Source organism: Aminobacter sp. MET-1 (genome assembly GCF_026521175.1).
GTDB lineage: Bacteria > Pseudomonadota > Alphaproteobacteria > Rhizobiales > Rhizobiaceae > Aminobacter.
Map to the genome: position 1 here is coordinate 30,324 of NZ_JAMSHL010000026.1, position 22,323 is coordinate 52,646.

At 64.5% G+C, this 22,323-nt stretch carries 28 protein-coding genes and 1 tRNA gene; 8 read left to right on the forward strand and 21 right to left on the reverse strand.

The window, feature by feature from the left end; all coding sequences use genetic code 11:
- Positions 1-12: 12 nt before the first annotated feature.
- Positions 13-915 (reverse strand): LysR substrate-binding domain-containing protein, encoded by a 903-nt coding sequence (locus tag NDO48_RS25365; RefSeq protein WP_267322629.1) that lies wholly within the window; start codon positions 913-915, stop codon positions 13-15.
- Positions 916-1,045: 130 nt separating this feature from the next.
- Here NDO48_RS25365 and NDO48_RS25370 point away from each other — a divergent pair, with 130 nt between their 5' ends.
- Both NDO48_RS25370 and NDO48_RS25375 read left to right on the forward strand, forming a co-directional pair.
- The gene (locus tag NDO48_RS25370; protein WP_018425733.1) at positions 1,046-1,225 is read left to right on the forward strand and encodes a hypothetical protein; all 180 of its coding nucleotides are present in this window, start codon (positions 1,046-1,048) and stop codon (positions 1,223-1,225) included.
- Between the two features lie 96 nt (positions 1,226-1,321).
- Complete coding sequence (locus tag NDO48_RS25375) at positions 1,322-1,957, forward strand: HAD family hydrolase (protein WP_267322630.1); 636 nt, start codon at positions 1,322-1,324, stop codon at positions 1,955-1,957.
- 112 nt (positions 1,958-2,069) lie between these two features.
- Here NDO48_RS25375 and NDO48_RS25380 read toward each other — a convergent pair whose 3' ends face one another.
- From NDO48_RS25380 to NDO48_RS25445, 14 genes are all read right to left on the reverse strand, one after another.
- Positions 2,070-2,828, reverse strand: a complete 759-nt coding sequence (locus NDO48_RS25380; protein ID WP_018425735.1) for a class II aldolase and adducin N-terminal domain-containing protein — start codon at positions 2,826-2,828, stop codon at positions 2,070-2,072.
- A gap of 102 nt (positions 2,829-2,930) precedes the next feature.
- The gene (ureG, locus tag NDO48_RS25385) at positions 2,931-3,566 is read right to left on the reverse strand and encodes an urease accessory protein UreG (protein WP_018425736.1); all 636 of its coding nucleotides are present in this window, start codon (positions 3,564-3,566) and stop codon (positions 2,931-2,933) included.
- Positions 3,563-4,003 (reverse strand): DUF3995 domain-containing protein, encoded by a 441-nt coding sequence (locus NDO48_RS25390; protein ID WP_267322631.1) that lies wholly within the window; start codon positions 4,001-4,003, stop codon positions 3,563-3,565. The genes ureG and NDO48_RS25390 overlap by 4 nt, the downstream gene beginning before the upstream one ends.
- The gene (locus NDO48_RS25395) at positions 4,000-4,722 is read right to left on the reverse strand and encodes an urease accessory protein UreF (protein WP_416377223.1); all 723 of its coding nucleotides are present in this window, start codon (positions 4,720-4,722) and stop codon (positions 4,000-4,002) included. The genes NDO48_RS25390 and NDO48_RS25395 overlap by 4 nt, the downstream gene beginning before the upstream one ends.
- On the reverse strand, positions 4,661-5,233 hold the full coding sequence (locus NDO48_RS25400; protein ID WP_267322632.1) for an urease accessory protein UreE: 573 nt from the start codon (positions 5,231-5,233) through the stop codon (positions 4,661-4,663). The genes NDO48_RS25395 and NDO48_RS25400 overlap by 62 nt, the downstream gene beginning before the upstream one ends.
- Before the next feature lie 42 nt (positions 5,234-5,275).
- Positions 5,276-5,863: a hypothetical protein gene (locus NDO48_RS25405; protein WP_018425740.1), complete on the reverse strand. Its 588-nt coding sequence runs from the start codon at positions 5,861-5,863 to the stop codon at positions 5,276-5,278.
- Between the two features lie 193 nt (positions 5,864-6,056).
- Positions 6,057-6,602, reverse strand: coding sequence for a peroxiredoxin (locus NDO48_RS25410; protein WP_267322633.1), 546 nt, complete (start codon positions 6,600-6,602; stop codon positions 6,057-6,059).
- A 160-nt stretch (positions 6,603-6,762) separates the two neighbouring features.
- Positions 6,763-7,551 carry a PhzF family phenazine biosynthesis protein gene (locus tag NDO48_RS25415; protein WP_267322634.1) on the reverse strand — a complete coding sequence of 263 codons (789 nt, stop codon included), beginning with the start codon at positions 7,549-7,551 and terminating at the stop codon, positions 6,763-6,765.
- A 28-nt stretch (positions 7,552-7,579) separates the two neighbouring features.
- Positions 7,580-9,292 carry an urease subunit alpha gene (gene ureC / locus NDO48_RS25420; RefSeq protein ID WP_267322635.1) on the reverse strand — a complete coding sequence of 571 codons (1,713 nt, stop codon included), beginning with the start codon at positions 9,290-9,292 and terminating at the stop codon, positions 7,580-7,582.
- Positions 9,292-9,597, reverse strand: a complete 306-nt coding sequence (locus tag NDO48_RS25425) for an urease subunit beta (protein WP_018425744.1) — start codon at positions 9,595-9,597, stop codon at positions 9,292-9,294. Before NDO48_RS25425 ends, ureC begins: the two co-directional genes overlap by 1 nt.
- 4 nt (positions 9,598-9,601) lie before the next feature.
- Positions 9,602-10,192, reverse strand: coding sequence for a HupE/UreJ family protein (locus NDO48_RS25430; protein WP_267322636.1), 591 nt, complete (start codon positions 10,190-10,192; stop codon positions 9,602-9,604).
- A 26-nt stretch (positions 10,193-10,218) separates the two neighbouring features.
- Positions 10,219-10,473, reverse strand: a complete 255-nt coding sequence (locus NDO48_RS25435) for a DUF1272 domain-containing protein (protein ID WP_267322637.1) — start codon at positions 10,471-10,473, stop codon at positions 10,219-10,221.
- A gap of 8 nt (positions 10,474-10,481) precedes the next feature.
- Positions 10,482-10,784, reverse strand: coding sequence for an urease subunit gamma (locus tag NDO48_RS25440; protein ID WP_018425747.1), 303 nt, complete (start codon positions 10,782-10,784; stop codon positions 10,482-10,484).
- Positions 10,785-10,799: 15 nt separating this feature from the next.
- Positions 10,800-11,654: an urease accessory protein UreD gene (locus NDO48_RS25445; RefSeq protein WP_267322638.1), complete on the reverse strand. Its 855-nt coding sequence runs from the start codon at positions 11,652-11,654 to the stop codon at positions 10,800-10,802.
- Between the two features lie 194 nt (positions 11,655-11,848).
- Here NDO48_RS25445 and NDO48_RS25450 point away from each other — a divergent pair, with 194 nt between their 5' ends.
- The 3 genes from NDO48_RS25450 to NDO48_RS25460 all read left to right on the forward strand — a co-directional run bounded on the left by NDO48_RS25450 (position 11,849) and on the right by NDO48_RS25460 (position 14,146).
- Positions 11,849-12,103 carry an acyl carrier protein gene (locus NDO48_RS25450; RefSeq protein ID WP_267322639.1) on the forward strand — a complete coding sequence of 85 codons (255 nt, stop codon included), beginning with the start codon at positions 11,849-11,851 and terminating at the stop codon, positions 12,101-12,103.
- A 1-nt stretch (position 12,104) separates the two neighbouring features.
- Positions 12,105-13,316, forward strand: coding sequence for a beta-ketoacyl-[acyl-carrier-protein] synthase family protein (locus tag NDO48_RS25455; protein WP_018425750.1), 1,212 nt, complete (start codon positions 12,105-12,107; stop codon positions 13,314-13,316).
- A gap of 125 nt (positions 13,317-13,441) precedes the next feature.
- Positions 13,442-14,146, forward strand: coding sequence for a glutathione S-transferase N-terminal domain-containing protein (locus NDO48_RS25460; protein ID WP_018425751.1), 705 nt, complete (start codon positions 13,442-13,444; stop codon positions 14,144-14,146).
- Positions 14,147-14,218: 72 nt separating this feature from the next.
- On the opposite strand, the gene NDO48_RS25465 is transcribed toward NDO48_RS25460, so the two are convergent.
- Both NDO48_RS25465 and NDO48_RS25470 read right to left on the reverse strand, forming a co-directional pair.
- On the reverse strand, positions 14,219-14,827 hold the full coding sequence (locus tag NDO48_RS25465) for a nucleoside triphosphate hydrolase (RefSeq protein ID WP_018425752.1): 609 nt from the start codon (positions 14,825-14,827) through the stop codon (positions 14,219-14,221).
- A gap of 67 nt (positions 14,828-14,894) precedes the next feature.
- Entirely contained in the window at positions 14,895-15,986 is a 1,092-nt protein-coding gene (locus NDO48_RS25470) for a hypothetical protein (RefSeq protein ID WP_267322640.1), read from the reverse strand.
- Positions 15,987-16,218: 232 nt separating this feature from the next.
- Here NDO48_RS25470 and NDO48_RS25475 point away from each other — a divergent pair, with 232 nt between their 5' ends.
- Entirely contained in the window at positions 16,219-17,241 is a 1,023-nt protein-coding gene (locus NDO48_RS25475; protein ID WP_267322641.1) for a D-alanyl-D-alanine carboxypeptidase family protein, read from the forward strand.
- A 14-nt stretch (positions 17,242-17,255) separates the two neighbouring features.
- On the opposite strand, the gene NDO48_RS25480 is transcribed toward NDO48_RS25475, so the two are convergent.
- Positions 17,256-17,657: a cupin domain-containing protein gene (locus NDO48_RS25480; protein ID WP_018425755.1), complete on the reverse strand. Its 402-nt coding sequence runs from the start codon at positions 17,655-17,657 to the stop codon at positions 17,256-17,258.
- Between the two features lie 122 nt (positions 17,658-17,779).
- Positions 17,780-18,367 (reverse strand): IMPACT family protein, encoded by a 588-nt coding sequence (locus NDO48_RS25485; protein ID WP_267322642.1) that lies wholly within the window; start codon positions 18,365-18,367, stop codon positions 17,780-17,782.
- Between the two features lie 183 nt (positions 18,368-18,550).
- Between NDO48_RS25485 and NDO48_RS25490 the strand changes: the two genes are divergently transcribed.
- On the forward strand, positions 18,551-19,651 hold the full coding sequence (locus tag NDO48_RS25490; RefSeq protein WP_267322643.1) for a fatty acid desaturase: 1,101 nt from the start codon (positions 18,551-18,553) through the stop codon (positions 19,649-19,651).
- A gap of 116 nt (positions 19,652-19,767) precedes the next feature.
- A tRNA-Arg gene (locus NDO48_RS25495) sits at positions 19,768-19,844 on the forward strand.
- A gap of 238 nt (positions 19,845-20,082) precedes the next feature.
- Here NDO48_RS25495 and NDO48_RS25500 read toward each other — a convergent pair.
- Entirely contained in the window at positions 20,083-21,045 is a 963-nt protein-coding gene (locus tag NDO48_RS25500; protein ID WP_267322644.1) for a homoserine kinase, read from the reverse strand.
- On the reverse strand, positions 21,042-22,322 hold the full coding sequence (locus NDO48_RS25505) for an aspartate aminotransferase family protein (protein ID WP_267322645.1): 1,281 nt from the start codon (positions 22,320-22,322) through the stop codon (positions 21,042-21,044). Before NDO48_RS25505 ends, NDO48_RS25500 begins: the two co-directional genes overlap by 4 nt.
- Position 22,323 lies beyond the last annotated feature (1 nt).

A 22,323-nucleotide genomic window follows, 5' to 3' on the forward strand; every position in this document is an offset into this window, starting at 1 on the left:
CTAGTGGTACCGTTAGTCGCTTGCCGCGTCCTTGGGGCAGTTGAGCTCGGCCATGATCCATTCGCGGAAAGCGCGGATTTTCGGCACGTTGCGGCGCCCCTCAGGGTAGACCAGCCAGTAGTCTCCGCCATGGCCGGTGAGTTCGAACGGCTGGATCAGCCGGCCCTCGGCCAGCTCCGCGGTGAACAGCGCGGTGGTCAGAACCGTCACACCCTGGCCGGCCATCGCGGCATTCGCCTCGGCGGCCTGCGAACCCAGGCTGGTGTCGGGCATCCTGTCGAGTGCGTCTGCCGGCACATTGGCCATTTCGAACCAGGCCTTCCACCAGATGTCGGCAGGGTTGAGAATCCTGAGCTTGAGCAGATCCGCCGGCTCCCTGATCCCACCGATGCTTTCGGCGAGACGCGGGCTGAGCATGGGCGAATACTGCGAGCGCAACAAGAAATGGGCGGCAAGCCCGGGCCATTTACCGGCGCCGGAGCGGATGCCGATATCCATTTCCTCGCGCGAGAAATCGACAAGCGCGCTCGATGTGTCGAGGCGGACGGCGATGTTGGGGTGGCGTAGCTGGAACGAGCCGATCCGGGGGGCCAGCCAGTTCGATGCGAAGGTGTGGACCGTCGAAATGCCGAGCGTGCCGCCGGAGCCGGCGCGCGCCACCTGATAGGCGTCGCTCAGCAGGCCGAATGCCTCGGTCACCATCGGCACCATGCGGCTGCCGACCTCGGTCAGCACCACCTGGCGCGGCTTGCGCAGGAACAGCGGCGCGCCAATGCGCTCCTCGAGCAGCTTGATCTGGTAGCTGACGGCGGCCTGCGTCATGCCGAGCTCGGCCGCGGCCTTGGTGAAGCTACCCTGGCGGGCGGCGGCTTCGAACACCCTGATCGCGGTCAAAGGCGGCAGCTGAAGCGGCATTCCTGCACCTCCATGCATAAGGCCATTTAATGGGTAATGATCGACGTTCAATTGGAAAAGTCAATCATTCCAGAGCTATATCTACGTCAACGCATTAGCGCGTTTCAAGCATCTCATCAGGGTGACGATCATGGCCACGGCACAGGCAAGTCTTATCCATTGCGAGCAGACCAGCTGGACGGCACGGCTGGCAGCCACATTCGGACTGCGTTCGCGCCGCCGGGTGTTCGATTTCCGGGACCTGCCGGACCACCTCAAGCGCGACGTCGGCTATCTCGACGGCAACAGTCCCTGCAGCCGCCGCAAATAGGACCGCGCCATATGGCCGCTTTGTCGCTATCATCCTGCCGGTTCATTTCCGCAGCCGTTCGTCCTATGACCGCGGTAGCGAAGAAAGGTCGGCACGATGATTCCAAAAGCGGTCTACTGGGACATGGACGGCACGCTGATCGACAGCGAGCCGCTGCACGAGGAATCGCTGGTGTCGGCGCTGCGCAGTGTCGGCATCGAGCCGCCCGCCGATCTGCACGCCCGCGTCGTCGGCCAGGCGGCGCGCCCGGTCTATGAGGTGCTGCGCGACCAGTTCGGACTGGAGCTCGGTTTCGACGATTGGATCGCCCGCAAATACGAGCACTATATGGGCCGCGCGCCGGATCTATTGCCGCGCGAGGGCGCCATGGAAATCTTCGGCGATCTCAAGGCCAGGGGCGTTGTCCAGGCGATCGTCTCCAATTCCGACCGCATTGTCGTCGACATCAACCTCCGCGCCGTCGGCATCCACCAGGCGGCGATGAAGACGATCAGCCGCAACGACGTGCGCCTCGGCAAACCCGATCCCGAGCCCTATCTGCGCGCCGCATTCCTGACCGGCATCGATCCGGCCGACACCGTGGTCATGGAAGACAGCGTCACCGGGGCAACGGCCGGCGTCGCCGCCGGCATGCGCACCATCTTCTGGCCGCAGGACAAGATCGACGGTCCGGCTGGCGCGCTGGTGGCGCACAGCGCCGAGGAAGTGCGGGCGCTGCTCGGGTTGGGGTGAGTGGTCTCTGGTTTGCCTGGACCGAGGCGTGGTGGAGATGTGACGGCATGGATCCCCGGGTCTTTGCCGCGACGTCGCCGATGATACGCGCCGACGGGCCAAATCCCGCCTCTCAGTTCCGGAACACTGGCTCCTGCTCGTCGAGGATCGCTTTGAGTTCGGCGAGGTGGCGTTCGGCCTGGCCGGGATAGTCTTCCTGCTCGAGTGCTGCTTTCTCGGCGATCTCATCGGAGAGCGTACGCAAGGGACGGCCGGTCCATAAAGCCTTGATGTAGGTTTCGCAGGCGCGCTCGAAATAATAGAGCCGGTTGAAGGTGTCGGCGACGCTGTCGCCGATGACCATGACACCGTGATTGCCCATGATCATCACCTTGACCTTGGGGTCGGCGAGCAGCTGCGAGCAGCGTTCCCCCTCTTCCTCGAAGGCAAGCCCGCCATAATGGCCGTCGACGACATGCCGTCGGAAGAAGATCGCCGTGTTCTGGTCGATCGGCGGCAAAGTGGAATCGGCCAGCGAGGCCAGCACCGTGGCATGGATCGAATGCACATGCATGACGCAGCGCGCATGCGCGCAGTTGCGGTGGACAGCGCCATGCAGGCCCCAGGCGGTCGGGTCGGGCGCGTTGGGTCCGCTCATCGTCTCGGGGTCGTTGGCGTCGATCAGCAAAAGGTCGCTCGCCTTGATGCGCGAGAAATGCACCTGATTGGGGTTCATCAGGAACTTCGAGCCGTCGTCGTTGACGGCGAGCGAGAAGTGGTTGGCCACCGCCTCATGCATGTTGAGTCTGGCCGTCCAACGGAAGGCGCAGGCGAGGTCGACGCGCTCCTCGTAGAACGGCAGGTTGGTCTGCTTGAGCTGGGTGACGGCCATTTCTTCCTCCCTCTCAATCATATTTCCGAAGTCCGCTACCGGCTTCGCGCCGATGCGCTGGGAGAAAGAATGCCGCGTCAGATCGGGTGCGGCAACATCAGCTCAGGCAGATTTCAGCTGGTCCAGCCTGAGGCCGCCGTTCTCGACGATGAAGTCGATGACTGCTTCCAGTCCCTTGCCGCGCGACAGGTCGGTGAAGCCGAATGGGCGCTTGCCGCGCTGGCGGGCGGCGTCGCCTTCCATGACCTCGATATTGACGTTCACATAAGGCGCGAGGTCGCTCTTGTTGATGACCAGGAAGTCGGAGCGGGTGATGCCGGGACCGCCCTTGCGCGGAATCTCTTCGCCCTGGCAGACCGAGATGACATAGAGCGTGATGTCGGCGAGGTCGGGCGAGAAGGTCGCGGCCAGGTTGTCGCCGCCCGACTCGATGAAGACGATGTCGAGATCGGGGAATTTTCTGTTCATCTCGGCGATGGCCTGGAGATTGATCGAGGCGTCCTCGCGGATGGCGGTATGCGGGCAGCCGCCGGTTTCCACGCCCATGATGCGCTCTTCCGGCAGCGCCTGCAGGCGGGCGAGCAGCAACGCGTCTTCCTTGGTGTAGATGTCGTTGGTGACGACAGCGATTGAGAACTCGTCGCGCAGCGCCTTGCACAGCTTCTCCGTCAGCGTCGTCTTGCCCGAGCCGACAGGGCCGCCGATGCCGATGCGAAGCGGGCCGTTTTTCGAGGTCATGGCTGGAATCCCTTGATGGCTAGGAAAGCGAAGCCTGCGCCGATGGCCAGGCACAGGGGCGAATAATACAGCCGATCGAGCCGGGCGAACGGCATTTCCGGTGTCAGCCTTCGCCATCCGGGGGTGAAGCCGGCGATGCCGCGGCCAAGGAAGACCAGCGCGATCATCAGCGCCGAGGAGGCAAGCCCGGCCTTGGGGAAGGGCGTGGCGAAGATACCGACAAGCGCCAGCGGCCACAGCGTCGCGAGCATAAGGCAGGCGGCAACAGCAAAGCAGGCGAAGGGCGTGGGCATGGTGTCGACGCCGCGGAAGCCGGCCACCGCGCGAGCGCAGGAAGCCTGGTCGGTGCCGGGCCAGACACCGCCGAGGCCCCAGTAGACGTGCAGCGAGGTGAGCAGATAGAGCACCGCGGCAAGCGCGAAGGCGACTGGTATCATGAGCGGAAAAGCCTTGAATTCTGGGTTTCGTGGCGCATGGCCATGATGTCGGAGGCAATGGCGGCCGTGCCGAGGTCCTGGAGGCCCGACGTGGCAGCACGGGCGGCAACGGCAAGTGCTGTCGCTTCGAAGCCGGCGATGATGCCGGTGGCGGCCGTCTGGCCGATGACGCCGAGGCGGATCGCTGCCTGCACGAGATTGGTGGAGAAAGCCTGCAGCCATGCGGCAAGCGCGTCTTCCAGCGCGATGCCATGCGCGCCGGCAACGGCGCCGACGGCGACGCAATAGGGGCACTCGGCCGGAAGCTGTGCGTTGACAGGATGCGGCCAGGCGGCGGCAGCGGCGAGGAAGGCCTGCCCTTGCAGCATCGATTCCATATGGCGTTCGCGCGAGCCGGCCAATGCCTCGGCGAGTTCGGCAACTTCATGCAGATTGCCGTCCGTACCGGCGCGGCGCCAGCTTTCCGCAAATAGCACCGCGTCGTTCCAGCCCGAGCCGAATTTGGCGAGTGCCTGAAGCCACGCGGCGAGGTCGTCGCGCGTGCCGACGAGCCCATCATGCACGGCGCGTTCGAGGCCGTGGCTGTAGGAGAAGCCGCCGACGGGGAAGGCGGGTGACAGCCACGCCATCAGGCGCAGAAGTGCCATGTTGCCGCGCTCAATCATGGTGGTGATGGTGGTGGCCGTCACGGTCGTGGTGGTGATCGTGCTTGTGGTCATGATCATGGCTGTGGTCGTGTCCATGACGATGGGCGTGGTGACCACCATCATCGTGCGAATGGCCGTGATCGTGGCCGTGGCCCGAATAAGCGCCGCGCACCGGCTCGAAAGGCGCCAGGATGTCAGTGATGCTGGCGCCGAGCCCTTCCAGCATCGCCTTGATGACATGGTCGCGCAGGATGAGAATGCGATCGACTGAAATGGCTGCTGCCAGATGGCGGTTGCCGATGTGCCAGGCGAGCTGCGTCAGGTGGACGGCGTCGCGAGCGCGGATGTCGTATAGCTCCTCCTCGGCTGCGACGATGGCTGTCGTACGGCCGTCTTCAAGAGACAGCAGGTCGCCGGTTTCGAGTACCACCGGCTCCGGCAGGTCGACCAGCACGCGCTCGCCCTGGGACAGGGCGATGGCGCGGCGCCTGATGTGGCGCTCATCATGGGCGAGCACGGCGACGTCGAAGGGCTGCGCACCGGTGGCGGCGTCGGCACGGATGATCTTGATAGCGCGCAGCATGGTCGTCTGTTTCCCTGGGCGAGACGTTGGATCTGTAGGCGTTCAGACAATGGTGTCGAACAGCCGCCAGATCCACGATATCTGATACAGCAAAGTAGCTGTCACGAATGCCAGATGATATCGCCTGCTCGCGGTGGCGATGGCGATGAGGCAAAGTGCCACCAGGATCGGTGTGCGGATCAGATACTCGCCGCCGAAATGGGCGAAATGCTCCTCGCCCTTGAGCAGCGTGTCGATGATGTCGAGCACGTAGGTCAGGGCAAGCAGGCCGAAGAACCAGCCCCGGCGCGAATAGAAGAAATCCTCGTAGCTCTTGTAGTCCTGCAAGCTGTCGGGAAACAGCAGCGCGCACATCAGGAACAGCGTGATCGCATAGCCGACGATGAACAGATAGGCGCCGAAGGTCCAGTCCTGGACGACGTAGAGGCCGAACTCCCACCACCAGAAATGGACCAGCATGAGCAGCAGCGACGCAACCCAGGCGAGATGCACCGGATAGAGCGGATATTGGCGCGGATGCTGGATGATGCGGGCAACCCCCAGAAGCAGCCTCGCCATGCCGAGGCCGATGACCATGCCCATGACGACACGGATATGCGGGAAGACTTCGGGAGCGGCATCGGGCGTCATCGGGCGCCTCTGCTGTCGGATGCAGGCATGGCATTTGTCCGGGAGATATTAGAACCGTCGAGGCAGGTATCCTGCGCTGAAACGGATTCCGAGCCAATAGACATTGCCGTGAGCGTGCCGTGTAGCCCTTCCATGAAAAAACCCCGGCACGCTTTCGCGGCCGGGGTTTTGCATCAAGCGAATGCGTCGATGCTCAGGCGGCTTCGGCGACGCCGTCGTTCTTCAGCGCCTCGAGGATGTTCTGCGGCGAGGACACGCCATAGGGATCGCTGTCGCAGTTGTCGGAGAAGCCTTCTTCCTCGAACCACTTCTCGACCTGGCCGTTGCTGATGACGGCGGCGTAGCGCCACGAGCGCATGCCGAAGCCGAGATTGTCCTTGGCAACCAGCATGCCCATCTTGCGGGTGAACTCGCCCGAGCCATCCGGGATCAGCTTGACGTTGGCGAGGTTCTGCGACTTACCCCAGGCGTTCATGACGAAGGCGTCGTTGACCGAGATGCAGTAAATCTCGTCGATACCCTGAGCCTGGAACTCGCCGAACAGCTTCTCGAAATCAGGCAGCTGGTAGGTCGAGCAGGTCGGGGTGAAGGCGCCCGGCAGCGAGAACAGGACGACGCGCTTGCCGCCGAAGAAGTCGGCCGAGGTCTTGTCTTCCCAACGGAAGGGGTTCGGGCCGCCAATGGCCTCGTCGCGCACGCGCGTGCGGAAGGTGACGGAAGGAACGTTCTTCCCGATCATATGAAACTCCATTTCCAAGAAAGCAGGACGCTCCGGTCTTGGGTCCGGGGAATCCTGCCGAATTTTTAGCTAGCGGCGGCACCATAGTGGCTGGCTGTGACCTGTCCAGCATCGACGCCGTGGCATCAGGTCGCGGGCGGTTGCTGACGGCTGCTGCCGTTCAGCCGAGGTGGATCGTAGCGTCCATGTAGATCACCGCCTTGCCGGTGAGGAACACGCGCTCGGCCGTGACTTCGCAGCCGAGCACACCACCCCGCGACGACAGCTGCCGTGCCGAAAGGTCGGTCTTGCCGAGTTTTTGCGCCCAGTAGGGGGCGAGGGTGGCATGCGTCGAGCCGGTCACTGGATCCTCGGGGATACCGGCGCCGGGGGCGAAGTAGCGCGAGACGAAATCGCAATCGCTGCCGCGGGCGGTGATGCACATGCCGAACGAGCCGAGCTCGGCGATGCGCGGCAGGTCGGGCTGGTAGGCAAGCAACTCCGCTTCCGAGACGAGCTCGACGAAATAGTTTTCGCGGTTGCGGAACAGCTGCACCCAGCTGTCGTCGCGCAGGCCGTTGACCAGCGCATCAGCAGGGATGGCGAAGTCGGGATCGAAGCGAGGGATGTCCATGCGATAGCCGTCGCCTTGCGGCGTGACGAGCAGGTCGCCGACCTCTCGGGTGGAGAAACGCATGGTGCGCTCGACGCCCTTGCGCAGGTGCAGCGCGCAGGCCGAGGCGAGCGTAGCGTGTCCGCAGAACGGCACCTCGTCGGTGGGCGTGAACCAGCGGATGTCCCAGCCGTCGCGATTGGGTTTCAGAAAGGCCGTCTCGGCGAGGTTGTTCTCCAGCGCGATGCCCTGGAGAAGCTGGTCCGGCAGCCATTCCTCGACGAACACCACCGCCGCCGAATTGCCGGAGAAGACCTTGTCGGTGAAGGCGTCCACCTGGATCATTTCGAACTTCATTGTGGTCTCCCCATGCGTGATGCCGGCGCTAGAACAGGAAGTAGCGCTGCGCCATCGGCAGCACGGTCGCCGGCTCGCAGGTGAGCAGCTCGCCGTCGGCGCGGACCTCGTAGGTCTCGGGGTCGACATCGATTTGCGGCATGGCCTCGTTGAGGATCATCGAGCGCTTACCGATGCCGCCGCGGGTGTTTTCCACGGCCACCATCTCTTTCGCCACGCCGATGCGTTCGCGCAGGCCGCCTTCCAGTCCGGCCTTCGAGACGAAGGTGATCGTGCTGTTGGTCAGTGCCTTGCCGAAGGAGCCGAACATCGGGCGGTAGTGGCTCGGCTGCGGCGTCGGGATCGAGCCGTTCGGGTCGCCCATGGGGGCAGTGGCGATCCAGCCGCCCATCATTACCATGTCGGGCTTCACGCCGAAGAAGGCCGGGTTCCACAGCACCAGGTCGGCGCGTTTGCCGACTTCGATCGAGCCGATCTCGCGCGACATGCCGTGCGCGATGGCCGGGTTGATGGTGTATTTGGCGATGTAGCGGCGGGCGCGGAAATTGTCGTTGTTGCCCTTTTCCTCAGGCAGGGCGCCGCGCTGGCGTTTCATCTTGTCTGCCGTCTGCCAGGTCCGGATGATCATTTCGCCGACGCGGCCCATGGCCTGGCTGTCCGACGAGATCACCGAGAAGGCGCCGAGATCGTGCAGGATGTCCTCGGCCGCGATCGTCTCCTTGCGGATGCGGCTTTCGGCAAAGGCGATGTCCTCGGGGATCGACGGCGACAAATGGTGGCAGACCATCAGCATGTCCAGATGCTCGGCGATGGTGTTGACCGTGTAGGGCCGTGTCGGGTTGGTCGAGGCGGGGATGACGTTGGGGTACTGGCAAACCTTGATGATGTCGGGCGCGTGGCCGCCGCCGGCCCCTTCGGTGTGGAAGGAATGGATGGTGCGGCCCTTGAACGCCGCGACCGTGTCCTCGACGAAGCCGCCTTCGTTCAGCGTGTCCGAGTGGATCGCCACCTGGATGTCGTAGGCATCGGCGACCGACAGGCAGGTGTCGATGGCCGCCGGCGTCGTGCCCCAGTCCTCATGCAGCTTGAGCCCGCAGGCGCCGGCGAGCACCATTTCCTCCAGCGCGCCGGGCAGCGAGGCATTGCCCTTGCCGAACACGCCGATGTTCATCGGCAGGCCGTCGAAGGCCTGGATGATGCGGGCGATGTTCCATGGTCCGGGCGTGCACGTGGTGGCGAGCGTGCCATGCGCCGGCCCCGTGCCGCCGCCGACCATGCAGGTGACGCCTGAATTCAGCGCCTCGTCGACCTGCTGCGGCGAGATGAAGTGGATGTGGGTGTCGATGCCGCCGGCGGTCAGGATCTTGCCTTCGCCGGCAATGATCTCGGTGCCTGGGCCGATGATGATTGTGACGCCGGGCTGGGTGTCGGGATTGCCGGCCTTGCCGATGGCGGCGATGCGGCCGTCCTTCAGGCCGACATCGGCCTTGTAGATGCCGGTGTGGTCGAGGATCAGCGCATTGGTGATGACGCAGTCGACGGCGCCCTGGGCGCGGCTCAGCTGACTCTGGCCCATGCCGTCGCGGATGACCTTGCCGCCGCCGAACTTCACTTCCTCGCCATAACAGGTGAAGTCGTTCTCGACCTCGATGAACAGTTCGGTGTCGGCGAGCCGGACCTTGTCGCCGACGGTGGGGCCGAACATCTTGGCATAGGAGGCGCGGGAGATTTGTGCCGGCATCAGAGTTTACCCATCACCTTCTTCTGGAAACCGTAGACCTCGCGCTTGCCGCCATAGGGCACCAGCGTCACGTCGCGCTCCTGGCCCGGCTCGAAGCGCACGGCGGTGCCGGCTGCGATGTCGAGCCGCATGCCGCGCGCCTGCTCGCGGTCGAATTTCAGGCCGTTGTTGGTCTCGTAGAAATGGAAGTGGCTGCCGACCTGGATCGGCCGGTCGCCTGTGTTGGCGACCTTCAGCGTCACCGTCGGCTGACCCTTGTTGAGCTCGATCGAGCCTTCGGCGGGGATGATTTCACCTGGAATCATGGTCTCAGGCTCCGAGCGCCAGCCACAGGCCGCCGAGCGCGGTCGCGCCGCCGGCGATGCGGGTAACGAGACGCCCCGTTCCACCGTCGAAGACGCGGCCGATGCTGAGGCCGAGACCGACGCCGGTGGCATGCAGCAGCACCGTCGACAGGGCGAAGCCGATGCCGAAGCTGAGCGCGCCGGCCGAGCCGAGTTCGCCGCCATGGGCGTGACCGTGGAAGAAGGCAAAGAAGCCGACCATGACCATGCCGGCCCAGACAGGTACCTGGAGCGCGGCCGCCGCGAGCAAGCCGATCACCACGACGGAAGCCAGGATGACAGGCTCGACGAAGGGCAGGAGGGCGCCGGCGATGGCCGCCGCGAAGCCCAGAGCCATGGTGCCGACGAAGGCAGATGGCACCAGCCACAAAGCGCGGCCGCCGAGCAGGGCAGCCCACAGGCCGACCGCCACCATGGCGAGGATGTGGTCCGTCCCGAACAGCGGATGCGACACACCGGCGAGCAGCGAGCCGTGTTCCTCGGGGTTGAGATGCGCGAAGGCAGGTGCGGCCGAGAGCGACAGCAGCGAAATGGCAGCGGCGAGGCGCTTGAGCATGTGCGGATACCCTAGGTTCGGGACAATCAGGCGGCGGACTTCGGCGCGCAGCCTTCGGCTTTCAGCACGCGTTGGGTCGAGGCCGGATATTTCAGAAGCAGTGCCGCCGGCCGGATCGGCCGGACAGAAAAATTGCCGCCGCAATTTGGGCAGGTGCCGTCAAGGACGCCTTCCGCGCAGTCCGTGCAGAAGGTGCATTCGAAGGTACAGATCACAGCGTTTGTTGCCTCGGCCGGCAGGTCCCGGTCGCAGCATTCGCAGTTGGGGCGAAGTTCCAGCATGGCAAATCTCAGCGTACCGGTTCGTGCACGGTCACCAGCTTGGTGCCGTCGGGGAAGGTGGCTTCCACCTGCACGTCGTGGATCATTTCGGCGATGCCGTCCATCACCTGGGCGCGGGTAACGACATGAGCGCCTGCCTCCATCAGCTCGGCGACCGAGCGGCCGTCGCGGGCGCCTTCGACGATGAAGTCGGAGATCAGCGCCACCGTTTCGGGATGGTTCAGCCTGACGCCGCGCTCCAGTCGCTTGCGCGCCACCATCGCGGCCATGGCGATCAAGAGCTTGTCCTTTTCCCGAGGCGTCAGGTTCATTCGCGCACCAAAATCCTAGAGTGACCACAGTCTGGGCAGGCCTGCCTGTCCGTTGAGCAGGGCGACCAGTGGCATGAGTCGCTTTCGTAGCGTGTAGCCGTCTTCGGCGTAAAGCCTCGCAAGAAGCTTGCCAGTTTGGCCGACCGTCCAGTAGCTGGCGCCGCCGTCGTCGCCGATGATTTTCCGCGCCGGCTCGAGCATCTGTTCGCCGCGCTGAGAAACAAGCAGCAGCGTGGCAAAGGCGATGCGCCCGCCCGCCGAGGCCGGGCGCGCCAATGTCGCTTCGATCTCCGGCCCGACGGCAAGATCCTCGGCATGGACCAGCCTGCCGCCCTGCCTGACGCGCCAGCGGTCACGGAACGTGCCGAAACGCGCCCGCTCGCCCATGGCACTGCGGCCCAAGATAGTCGCCTCGACGAGCAGGGCTTCCGCGCGTGATGCCAGTTCCACGTCCAGCCGGCGTGAAAAGGCGGCGCGGTCGAAGACGATGGTCTCCTGAGGCAGCCAGCCGAGAAAACCGCCTTCGCCGACGCCGAGCCGCACATCGACCTCGGCATGGCCGGCAAGTGCGCGATAGACCTTCTCGCAGGCCTGGGTGGTAATGACGGCGCGGGCGTCTGTGCCTGCTGAGACCTCCCAGGCGATGCGGTCGCCGCCGGTCAGACCGCCGGCCATGTTGATGAGCACGGCCTCCAGCGGATCGGCTCCGGTGTCGGGCAGGCGGATCTTCGCCGCGCCCTCCTGGAACAGGCGCGCAAGCCTGCTGCGGCCGCCACGCCGCTCGATCTCGATCCTGCCTTTCGCTGCGACGCGCTGCGAGGAAATCGCCGCTGCGTCGATGGCTGCGGAGGGGGAAATGCGTGCTGTCATGATGCCCCGAGGTTAATCGAGCCGGCGGTTTTGTCGATATATAGCTTGTTGCCTCACCGCGTTTCGGTTTCTATAGAGGAACAACCTCTTTGGCTCATTTCGGGGCTTTTGGCGCCCGAGAGCCGCATTCGGGCCTGCTGCGGGAATGGGCGGCGAATTGCCTGACACGTGTATAGTTCTGGGGAAGGGTACTTATGGCCGACCAACTGGCAACCGACATCATCGAGAAGATCAAGGCCCATGCCGAGACCGGCGGCGAAGAGATTACCCTGGGCACTGAGCTTACCGCGCTTGGCATCCATTCTCTCGAGCTGACCGAGATCATCTTCGACCTCGAAGAGGAATACGGCATCGAGATCGAGATGAACACGGTCGACGCCTGGAGCAGCCTCAAGAATGTCGGCGACATGGTGGAAGCCGTTCGCGGCCTGATCGCCCAAAAAGTCTGACATGACCCGTCAGCGTATCGTCATCACCGGCATCGGCGGGCTGTGCGCGCTCGGCAACGGCGCGCCTGCAATCTGGGATGCCATGCGCAATGGCCGCTCGGCCATCGGCCAACTGGTCCAGTCGCCGCTGCATGACCTCAAGACCCGTACGGGCGCCGAGATCGCCGAACTGCCCGACCATGGCATCGACCGCCGGCAGCTTGTGTCGATGGACCGTTTCAGCCTGCTAGCGGTGATTTCGGCGCGCGAAGCCATGGCCCAGGCGGGTCTGGTTTCGACTGATGCCAACACCTACCGCATGGGAACGGTCGTCGGTGTCGGCGTCTGCGGCTGGGAGGCGATCGAGGAAAATTATCGCGCCATCCTGCTCGACGGCAAGAACCGCGCCGGCATCTTCACTGTGCCCAAGGTCATGCCTGGTGCAGCCGCCGGCCAGGTCAGCATGAGCCTCGGCCTGCGTGGCCCGGTCTTCGGCGTCACCTCTGCCTGCTCGTCCTCCAACCACGCTTTTGCCGCGGCCATGGACCAGCTTCGCCTGGGACGCGCCGACGTGATGGTTGCCGGTGGCACCGACGCGCCGCTGGTCTGGGGCATCGTCAAGGCCTGGGAAGCGCTGCGCGTTCTGTCGCCCGACACCTGCCGTCCGTTCTCGGCCGACCGCCAGGGGCTGGTACTTGGCGAGGGCGCCGGTATGGCCGTGCTCGAGACCTATGAACACGCCGTCGCCCGAGGCGCGACCATCCTGGCCGAACTGGCCGGCGCTGGCATGTCGGGCGATGCTTCCGACATCGTTGCACCGACCGTCGAAGGGCCGACGGCCGCCATGCGCGCCTGCCTGCTCGACGCGGGCCTTGCGCCCGAAGAGGTCGACTACATCAACGCCCATGGCACCGGCACCAAGGCCAACGACCAGATCGAGACCGCTGCCATCAAGCGCGTGTTCGGCGCCCATGCCCACAAGCTGTCGGTGTCTTCGACCAAGTCGATGCACGCCCATTGCCTCGGCGCCTCGGGCGCTCTGGAGATGATCGCCTGCGTCATGGCCGTGCGTGAGGGCTTGGTTCCGCCGACTGCAAACTATCGCGAGGCGGATGCCGATTGCGACCTCGATGTCACGCCGAACGTGGCCAGGAAGCGCGACGTGCGCGTCGCGATCAGCAATGGTTTCGCCTTTGGCGGCACCAATGCCGTGGTGGCGGTCAAGGCGGCCTGAGCGGTCGCCTCGTCGCCTTCCTGTCGTGACATCTGGATATTGATGCGCGGCCACGCCGCCACTACATCTTGCGTGCCCCCACCCTTGGCCGGCGTTTCCACGCGGCCCATCCCGAGGAACCGTCGATGAGCGATCTTACGCCCTTTCCGATTGCTGCGCGCTGGCCAGCCCAGCACCCCGACCGCATTCAGCTCTATTCCTTCCCGACGCCCAATGGCGTGAAGGTGTCGATCGTGCTGGAAGAGCTCGACCTGCCTTATGAGGCCCATGCCATCAACATCGGCAAGAACGAGAGCTGGACGCCCGAATTCCTGGCGCTGAACCCCAATGGCAAGATCCCGGCGATCATCGATCCCAACGGTCCCGGCGGCAAGCCGCTGGCACTGTTCGAGTCGGGCGCCATCCTGCTCTATCTCGCTGAAAAGACCGGCCGCCTGATCCCTGCCGACCGCGCCCGCCACTACGAAACGGTGCAGTGGGTGTTCTTCCAGATGGCGTCGGTCGGCCCGATGTTCGGCCAGCTCGGCTTCTTCCACAAATTCGCCGGCCGCGAGATATCAGACAAGCGCCCGCTCGAGCGCTATCGCGACGAGTCCAAGCGCCTGCTCGGCGTGCTCGACAAGCGGCTCGAAGGCCGCAAGTGGATCATGGACGACGACTACACCATCGCCGACATCTCGATGCTCGGCTGGGTGCGCAACCTCATCGGCTTTTACGAGGCGCGCGATCTGGTCGGCTTCGACGATTTCAAGAATGTCGCGGCCTGGCTCGAGCGTGGCCTCGCCCGTCCCGCCGTGCAGAAGGGACTGAACGTCCCGCCGCGGCCGTGATCGGCGTCTCCTGAATACCAAAAAGCCGGAGCTGCGTTGCGCCTCCGGCTTTTTTGTCCTGGACTTGCTCGTTCAGAGTTCCAGGTCGGCTTTGCGCCTGGCGTGAAGCACGCGGTCGATATTGGGCATGTCGTTGGTGTCGATCCAGTTGCGCGCGTCGGCGTCGGAGCGGCCATGCTCGCGCCAGCGCTCCACCAGCCGCCGCTCCAATTCCTCGCGCGGCGAATTGACGAAGATGGTGAAATCGAACAGCGGCGCCAGCCTCTGCCACGGATCCTCGTCGAGCAGCAGGTAGTTGCCTTCGACCAGGATGAACTTCACGTCGGCGCTGACCACGTCTGCCGCGGCACGCGACAGCTCGATGCTGCGGTCGAATACGGGGATGGCGACATCGGGTTCGGCCGCCTTCAGCCGGCGCAGCAGCACTTCGAAGCCGGCAAAGTCGAATGTCTCGGGTGCGCCCTTGCGCGTCCTCAGGCCGCGCCTGTCGAGCACGCTGTCGTCGAAATGGAAGCCGTCCATCGGCACCACAGCCGCAGCCCCGTCGGGCAGTACGTCGTGAAGGGCCGCCGAAAGCGTCGACTTGCCCGAGCCGGGCGGCCCGGCGATGCCGACGACGAAACGCTGGGCATGATGCGCGCGCTTGAACAGGGTGGCGGCGATATGGGCGATTTCTGACATGGACCTTCCCGAGGGTTACAGCTGTCATCGTGCCGCAAGTTCCGTCAAAAATGAGGCGGCGAAGAGCTCAGTTCAAGGGCGCATGCCCGATGCGCAGGAAGCTGTCGTCGAAGCCGACCTCGTCCGACGCGCCGCCGTCGAAGCCGAGCTGGAGCCGACCCCTGGCTGCGGTGACTGAACTTGGCGCTGTGCCCCTCAATGATGTGACCGCGCCAACCACCTGCCTGAAGCTGACGGTGCCGCCGAGCGCGAAGGCCGTTTCCACGCCCAGGCGTTTCAGCCAGTTGTCGCCGAGCGAGGTGGCATGGCCGATGGCTGCGCGCCCGTCCTCGACACCGAGCACGCCGCGCCGGCCGTTCCACGGCGCGTAAAAGCGCCCGCCATTGCTGATCCACAGCATCGTCACCGGCAGTTCGGCGGGGTTCTTCAGCACCAGCACGACGTCGTCTTCGGCCTCTCGCGCCACCGCCGACCAGCCTATGCCGCCATGTTCTGCCTCGACCAGCGTGACGAAATCTTCATGTGCACTATCGGTGCGGAACTCAGTCAGGTCGAGCACGCTGCCATCTGCCGCCGGAAAACGGGTGAGATCGTGGCTCTCTGCCGGATAGGCGAGTGCGCTGTGGCCGCGCGCCGGGTCGGTCTCGGGCGACGTCTCTGGCGTCGCCGCCAGCCGTTTGGGCGAAAACGCCAGCCTGCCGCCTGCACGCATCTCCGTCATCGGGTGGTGGGCTACCGAAATCGCGCCGCTGCCGCCGATGAAACTGTGCTCCTGATAGAGGAAAGGGTGGCCGTCGCGCAAAGTCAGTCGCTTTTCGACCACGGCTCCCATGACCTTGCGCTCAAGCCGGAACGTCGCCTGCGCGCCGTCGGCCAGCTTCTCGTCGCCGACATGCTTCCAGGCGCTGTTGCTGGTCCAGCCATGCAGCGGCGCTTCCTCGACATCCGATCGAGAAAAGGGCGCGCAGAGGAAATCGCCCGACAGCCTGAGCTGGCCTGCCGGCATCGCGGCGGGCAGGTCGGGCGAGCCGATCCACTTGGCACGATGCAGCGGTCTGAGCGTCCGTCCGCCGGACGCGATCGCCAGTTCGGCGACATGCCCGACGGCAAGATCGAGCGTCACCGAAATGCCCTCGGCCCGGAAGCTGTATTGGTTCATGTCGGCCTCATCCCTTGCACTGCCAATGGGCGTTCGGGCCGCAGAGAAGCTGATTCACCCAGATCAGTGCAAGCCGGGGGTGTAACCAATGTTCAACACTGCAGGCATTAGATGTGTATTCGGTCGCGCGGCAAATGGACGGTTCGCTGCGGCTTTTGTAGTTTCGACCGGCGCTGCTTCGGCGAGGGGCGATAAGGCCCGGTCACAGGTGACGGACTCAAGGTTTCAGGTGTTGGCCCAGGCCCTTTCTCATTCGCTGCCATTCAGGCTTCCTCAACTTGAGATACTCAGGCGCGTCGTCGCGCTCCTTGCCGTGCTGTCGCTAGTGTCTGCCTGCGCCACGGCCGGCGATACCCTTAATGTCGCCGCACCCCAGGCTGCGCCCGAGAAATATGCGGCAATCGTCGTCGACGCCAACAATGGCCGCACGCTGTTCCAGGCCTATGCGACCGCTCCGCGCTATCCGGCTTCGCTCACCAAGATGATGACGCTTTACCTGCTGTTCGAGGCGATGCAGCAGGGTCGGGTCACCAAGGCCACCCTCATCCCCGTTTCCGACAATGCCGCCTCGCAGCCGCCGTCGAAGCTTGGCTTCCGACGTGGCGAGCAGATTGATGTCGAGGCCGCCATCCGCGCGCTCGCAACCAAGTCGGCCAACGACGTGGCAGTCGCCGTCGGCGAATATCTCGGCGGCTCGGAGGAGGGCTTTGCCCGCCAGATGACGTCAAAGGCGCGCCAGCTCGGCATGACGGCAACCGTCTTCCGCAACGCGTCGGGCCTGCCCGACGATGGCCAGCGCACCACGGCCCGCGACATGGCCGTGCTCGGCATGGCGCTGCGCAAGCATTTCCCGCAGCATTATTATTATTTCTCGGCCACTGACTTCAGCTTCCGTGGCAAGCGTATCCGCGGCCACAACGACCTGCTCGGCCGCGTCAACGGCGTCGACGGCATCAAGACCGGCTACATCAGGGCGTCCGGCTTCAACATCGTCACCTCGGTTTATGCCGATGGCCGCAAGCTTGTCGTGGTGGTGATGGGCGGCGACACGGCGCGCAAGCGCAACGCCCATGTCGAGGACCTTATTGCTCGCTACCTTCCGGAGGCATCGGGCGGCGGCGTGGCGGCAGCGCCGGTGCAGGCCGCACCTGTTGCGCTTGCACCTGCGCCCGGCCCGGCCATGCCGATGCCGGTCGACACCGCCGCCATGGCCGCACCGGATGGCGCTCCGGTGCCGATGGCCGAGGTCCAATAGGTCCCGGAAGGCGCCTATTCAGGCGCCTTGTACTGATCGTCCGAAACGTGCTCAAGCCAATCGACGGCCTTGCCGTCCTTGGCCTCCTGGATCGCCAGATGGGTCATGGCGTTGGTCGCGGTCGCGCCGTGCCAGTGCTTTTCTCCTGGCGAGAACCAGACGACGTCGCCCTGCCTGATCTCTTCGATCTTGCCGCCCCACACCTGGGCCCAGCCGCAGCCTGCGGTCACGACAAGCGTCTGGCCCAGCGGGTGGGTGTGCCATGCCGTGCGTGCGCCCGGCTCGAAGGTGACGTTGACGGCCCGCACCTGGGCGGGCGCCGGCGCCTCGATGACCGGGTCCTGGCGCACGGCGCCAGTGAAATAGTCTGGTGACGGCTTGGCCGAAGGCCTCGACCCGCAACGCTTGATCTCCATCTGATGTCTCCTTCCAAAAGAACTGGCTGCGGGCTTTCCGATGCCGACGAGCCTGCAATTGCCGCCACCATATGCGTTCCCGGTGCCGTTTGGCCCGGACAAAAGCGGGTGGCGTGCCGAAATCAGTCCGGCAGGATGACCGTGGTCCGGCCGCTGGTCAGGTCGGTGACCATGCGGGCGACTGCCTCTGCATCCGCCTCTGGCAGGCTGACGGCCAGATCGGCGCCGGTGGCGGAAAAATCCTCGCGTGCGATCGTCACGCCCGGCCACGCGGCCAGCCGCGCCTTGACCAGCGCGAGATCGGAAAAGCTGCAAGCGACGCTGCCTTCGACGGTTGCCACCAGTTCCAGTTTTTCGGCGGCGCGCAGGCAGGCGGCGGCGGTGCCGCCATAGGCGCGCACCAGGCCGCCGCTGCCCAGCAATATGCCGCCGAACCAGCGGGTCACGACCACGGCCACGTTGTCGAGGTTCTGCCCGTCCAGCGCCTGCAGCATCGGTTTGCCGGCGGTGCCGCTCGGCTCGCCGTCGTCGCTGAAGCGATAGCCTTGGCCGATCCTCCAGGCCCAGCAATTGTGGTTTGCATCCCCTTGGGAATGCGCGGCGATAAACTCTTTTGCCTCGGCCTCGCTCGCCACCGGCCCGGCAACGGCCAGGAAGCGGCTCTTCTTGATCTCCTGCGACAGGCTCTCGATGCGGGCGAGGGTGAACATGTCTTTGGATACACAATGGTGCCGGCGGTCGCCAGCCAGCTCGGTGATTGCCGGGCGCGCGACTGGAAAAGGTGCGGCGAAGTTAATTTGCCACATCGGAGCCACTGGTCATCGCATCAGCTGCGCCTTAATGACATCTGCGTGACACCAGTCGCGATCAACGCCGAAAAATCCGGAGCCCAGATGACCCAGCTGATGCCGTCCACCGAGGATGGCCGGATTCCTCCAGATGGGATCACTCCTGCTGTCGATCATGCTGCCGAAAAGGCGCTGGTTCGCAGGCTCGTGTCGCATTGCAATCGCTTCCGCGATCCCGACGACCGCCGTGCGGCATTCGAGCTGGCCGTCACGCTCGTCCCTTTCCTGGCGATGGGCGCGACGCTGGTCTGGCTTGCGGCCTATGCCGGGCCGCTGCTTGGCGGCTGGCGCTGGGCTGCGGTAGCGCTGCTGGCGCCGGTCTGCGCGGCCTTCCTGGTTCGTCTCTTTGCCATCCAGCATGATTGCGGCCACGGCTCTTTCACCAGCTCGCGCCCGGCGAACCGCTGGATCGGGCTCTTGCTCAGCGTGTTTACATTTACCCCCTACACCCTGTGGCAGAAGGCGCATGCCGCCCACCACGGCTCCTCGGGCAATCTCGACAAGCGCGGCATCGGCGACATCAACACCAGGACGGTCGCCGAATATGAGGCGATGACCCCGCGCCAGCAGCTGATGTACCGCATCTACCGCAATCCAGTGGTCCTGATCGTCCTCGGCGTCCCCCTTTATTTCCTCCTCGTCCACCGGCTTCCTTACAATGACGCCATACCGCGCGTCGACGCATGGCGCAGCGCTGGCGGGCTCAACCTGGCGCTGGTCGCCTTCTATGGCGCGCTCGTCTACCTGTCGGGCTGGATGGTCATGCTTGCCGTGCTGCCGGTGGTGGTCATGGGGGCATGGGCCGGCGGCTGGCTGTTCTACATCCAGCATCAGTTCGAGGAGACGCTGTGGGACAAGGACGACGCCTGGGACCTGCATGTCGCAGCCTTCGGCGGCAGTTCCTGGTACGTGCTGCCGCGACCGGCGCAGTGGCTCACCGGCTCGATCGGACTGCACCACATCCATCACCTCTGCAGCCGCGTGCCGTTCTATCGCCTGCAGGCGTGTTTCAACGGCAGCCAAGAACTCCGCGCTGCCAGTGAGCGGGTCAAGCTCACCTTCGGCAGGAGCCTCGCCTGCGTCAATCTCGCCCTCTGGGACGAAAAGCGCCGCCGCCTCGTCTCCTTCGCCGAAGCCCGCTCATAAGGCCCGCAGGCGAAGGCGGCGTCTTGCCGATTGACCGTTGAAGCGGAGCACAGCTTCGGCTATGAGGACTGCGTCGTCCGGTGCGCCGGGCGTGGTTCGCGGCCCGCCGTGGACGAGCACCCGTAGCTCAGCTGGATAGAGCGCTGCCCTCCGAAGGCAGAGGTCACAGGTTCGAATCCTGTCGGGTGCGCCAATATTTTCAATAAGATCGTATGTATGTGGATCAGCCCCAGCAGGGTCCGGTTCGCTGTTCGTTGGTACAGTGCCCGAAGCTGGCGCAATACCTAGCGGGGTACACTTGGCGGCGATCAGGTGACACGGCCTGGAGCACCGAGGGGCGCTCCAGGCACGCTCTCGTCTCCTTCGATGGAGACGTTGAGCCCAGCTGACGCAGATGGCAGTCGATCGCTTTGAGCCGCGAGTGCTTTTGCTCAGTATCTGGGGTCGGCAAGGTCCGGCAGCACGGTTCTGATCAGTTTACGGCAGGTGGCCAGGTATGAAGGCATGCGCCGGGCAATCGCCGGTTCGGACATTCTCGTCGCTGCCCAGCCAACATAGGTCAGGCTGCGCAGCACCAGAAAAATCGGCAGCAGCTCGATGTCCGGCAAAGGTCGGCGCGTGGAGTAGCCGTCGCAAAGTGCAGCCTGAAGGTCGTGGTAGTCGGGCTCGTCGAGGTTCTTCAACAGGGCGGTCGCAAGATCGAAGATGCGGTAGCCAAAGCCGCTGTCGTCGAAGTCGATGAATCGGACATTATCGCCGTCCACGAGCACGTTTTCGCGCACGAGATCCGCGTGGATCAGGCCGAAATCAGCCTCCGATTTGGACAGGATATTGCGCGCGTGGTCGCGGACGCGCCGAAAGAGCACCTGATCCTCTTGGGAAATCTCTGCTTCCCAAAAACGCCCCCACAACGGCGCTTCGCCGACCAGTCCTTCCCGATCCCAGGAGGGCCTGGAAAACCCCGAGGGCAAGTTCCAGCGGTCCGAAAGGTCGTGCACCGTGGCCATCGCACGCCCGATTGCGTGGAAAAGCGTTGTCCGCCTCATACCGGTGATCGCCAATGGCTCGTCGGTATGGCCTAGCGGCGTACCTGGCAGCCAGCGCAGGAGGCTCGCGGCCCGTGTGCCTTCCACGAGAAGACGTCCATCGGCGGTGCGCAGTGGGGCAGGGACGTCCATGCCCTCAGCTGCCAGCATTGCCATCCAGGTCAGTTCCGACTGTAGTTCTGCGGGACTGCGATAACCCGGTCGGTGAAGTCGCAATGCACACTCACCTTCTGTGGTCTCGACGCGGAAAACGACGTTCTCGCGCTGCATCACGAGTGTCGGCCGCCCGGTGATTTGCGGCCACGCCAAAGCTGCCACCTGGGCAAGACGCTGCAGGTCATCGGTCATGCTATGCGCTCAAGGATATGGTCGAGGGTTTCCAGCAGCGTTTCCGCATCCGACCTGTCGAATGCCAATGGCGGCCGAATTTTCAGCACGTTGCCATGGATGCCATTCATGCCCATCAAAATGCCTTCGCGTCGCATGGCGTCGACCACGCCTGCGGCAGGACGAGGCGTGCGCCCTTCTCGATCGCTGACGAGCTCGACGCCGATTGCGAGCCCAGAGCCGCGGACATCGCCGATGACCTGGTGCTTTTCCCCCATCCGCCTGAGGTTTGTGCGCATGTATTCGCCAGTCTCCGCTGCTCTGGCGGGCAGGTTTTCGGCGGCCAGAACGTCGAGCACGGCGCTTGCAGCAGCTGAGGAGACCGGGTTGCCGCCAAATGTATTGAAGTAGCGGAAGGCCTGGCGGAAAGCGGCCATGGTCTCGTAGGAGGCAGCCACTGCCGCGACCGGATGGCCGTTGCCCATCGGCTTGCCCATGGTGACGACGTCGGGGACGAAGCCCATGCGTTCATGACCCCAGAAATGCGTGCCAAGTCGACCAAAGCCGGCCTGGACCTCGTCGGCAATGACGATGCCACCATGGGCACGAACGACTGTGATTGCCTGATCGAGAAAGCCTGGCGCCAGATCTGGGAAACCTTCATTGACGAAGGCCGGGCAAAGGATCATCGCCGAAACGCCGTGGCCGCTCTCGTTCAACGAGATACAGGCACTTTCCACAGCTCGTGCGAACGCTGCTGCATGCAAGTCGCCCGCCACGCCGCCCAGCGGCCGATAGCTGTCAGGTGCCGGCACATGACGCACGTGGCCACCGAACCCTCCGATCGGCGGGATCATCGTCGAGAGCTGGGAAACCGCCGAGGTATTGCCGTGGTAGGTGTTGTCGGTCGCGATGACCCCGGTCTTGCCGCTCAGCGCCTGGGCCATGCGCAAGGCGATGTCGTTTGCCTCGGAGCCGGTGCAGACCATGGTCGCGCTTGTAATGGTATCGTCAAGCGTTGCGACGAGGCGTTCGACATAGTCCAGGATGCCCTCGTGCAGGTAGCGAGTATGGGTATTCAGGTTGGCTGCCTGCCGCGCGATCGCCTCGACGACAGCGGGATGGCAATGGCCTACGTGAGGGACATTGTTGTAGGCGTCGATGTATTCGCGGCCTGAGGCGTCCCAGACGCGGGCCCCGCGCCCGCGCACGAGATGGACCGGATCACTGTAGAACAGCCGCATGTTCGGACCGAGAAGGCGGTCTCGTCGCGCGATCAGGTTCTCGGTCGTTGCCATG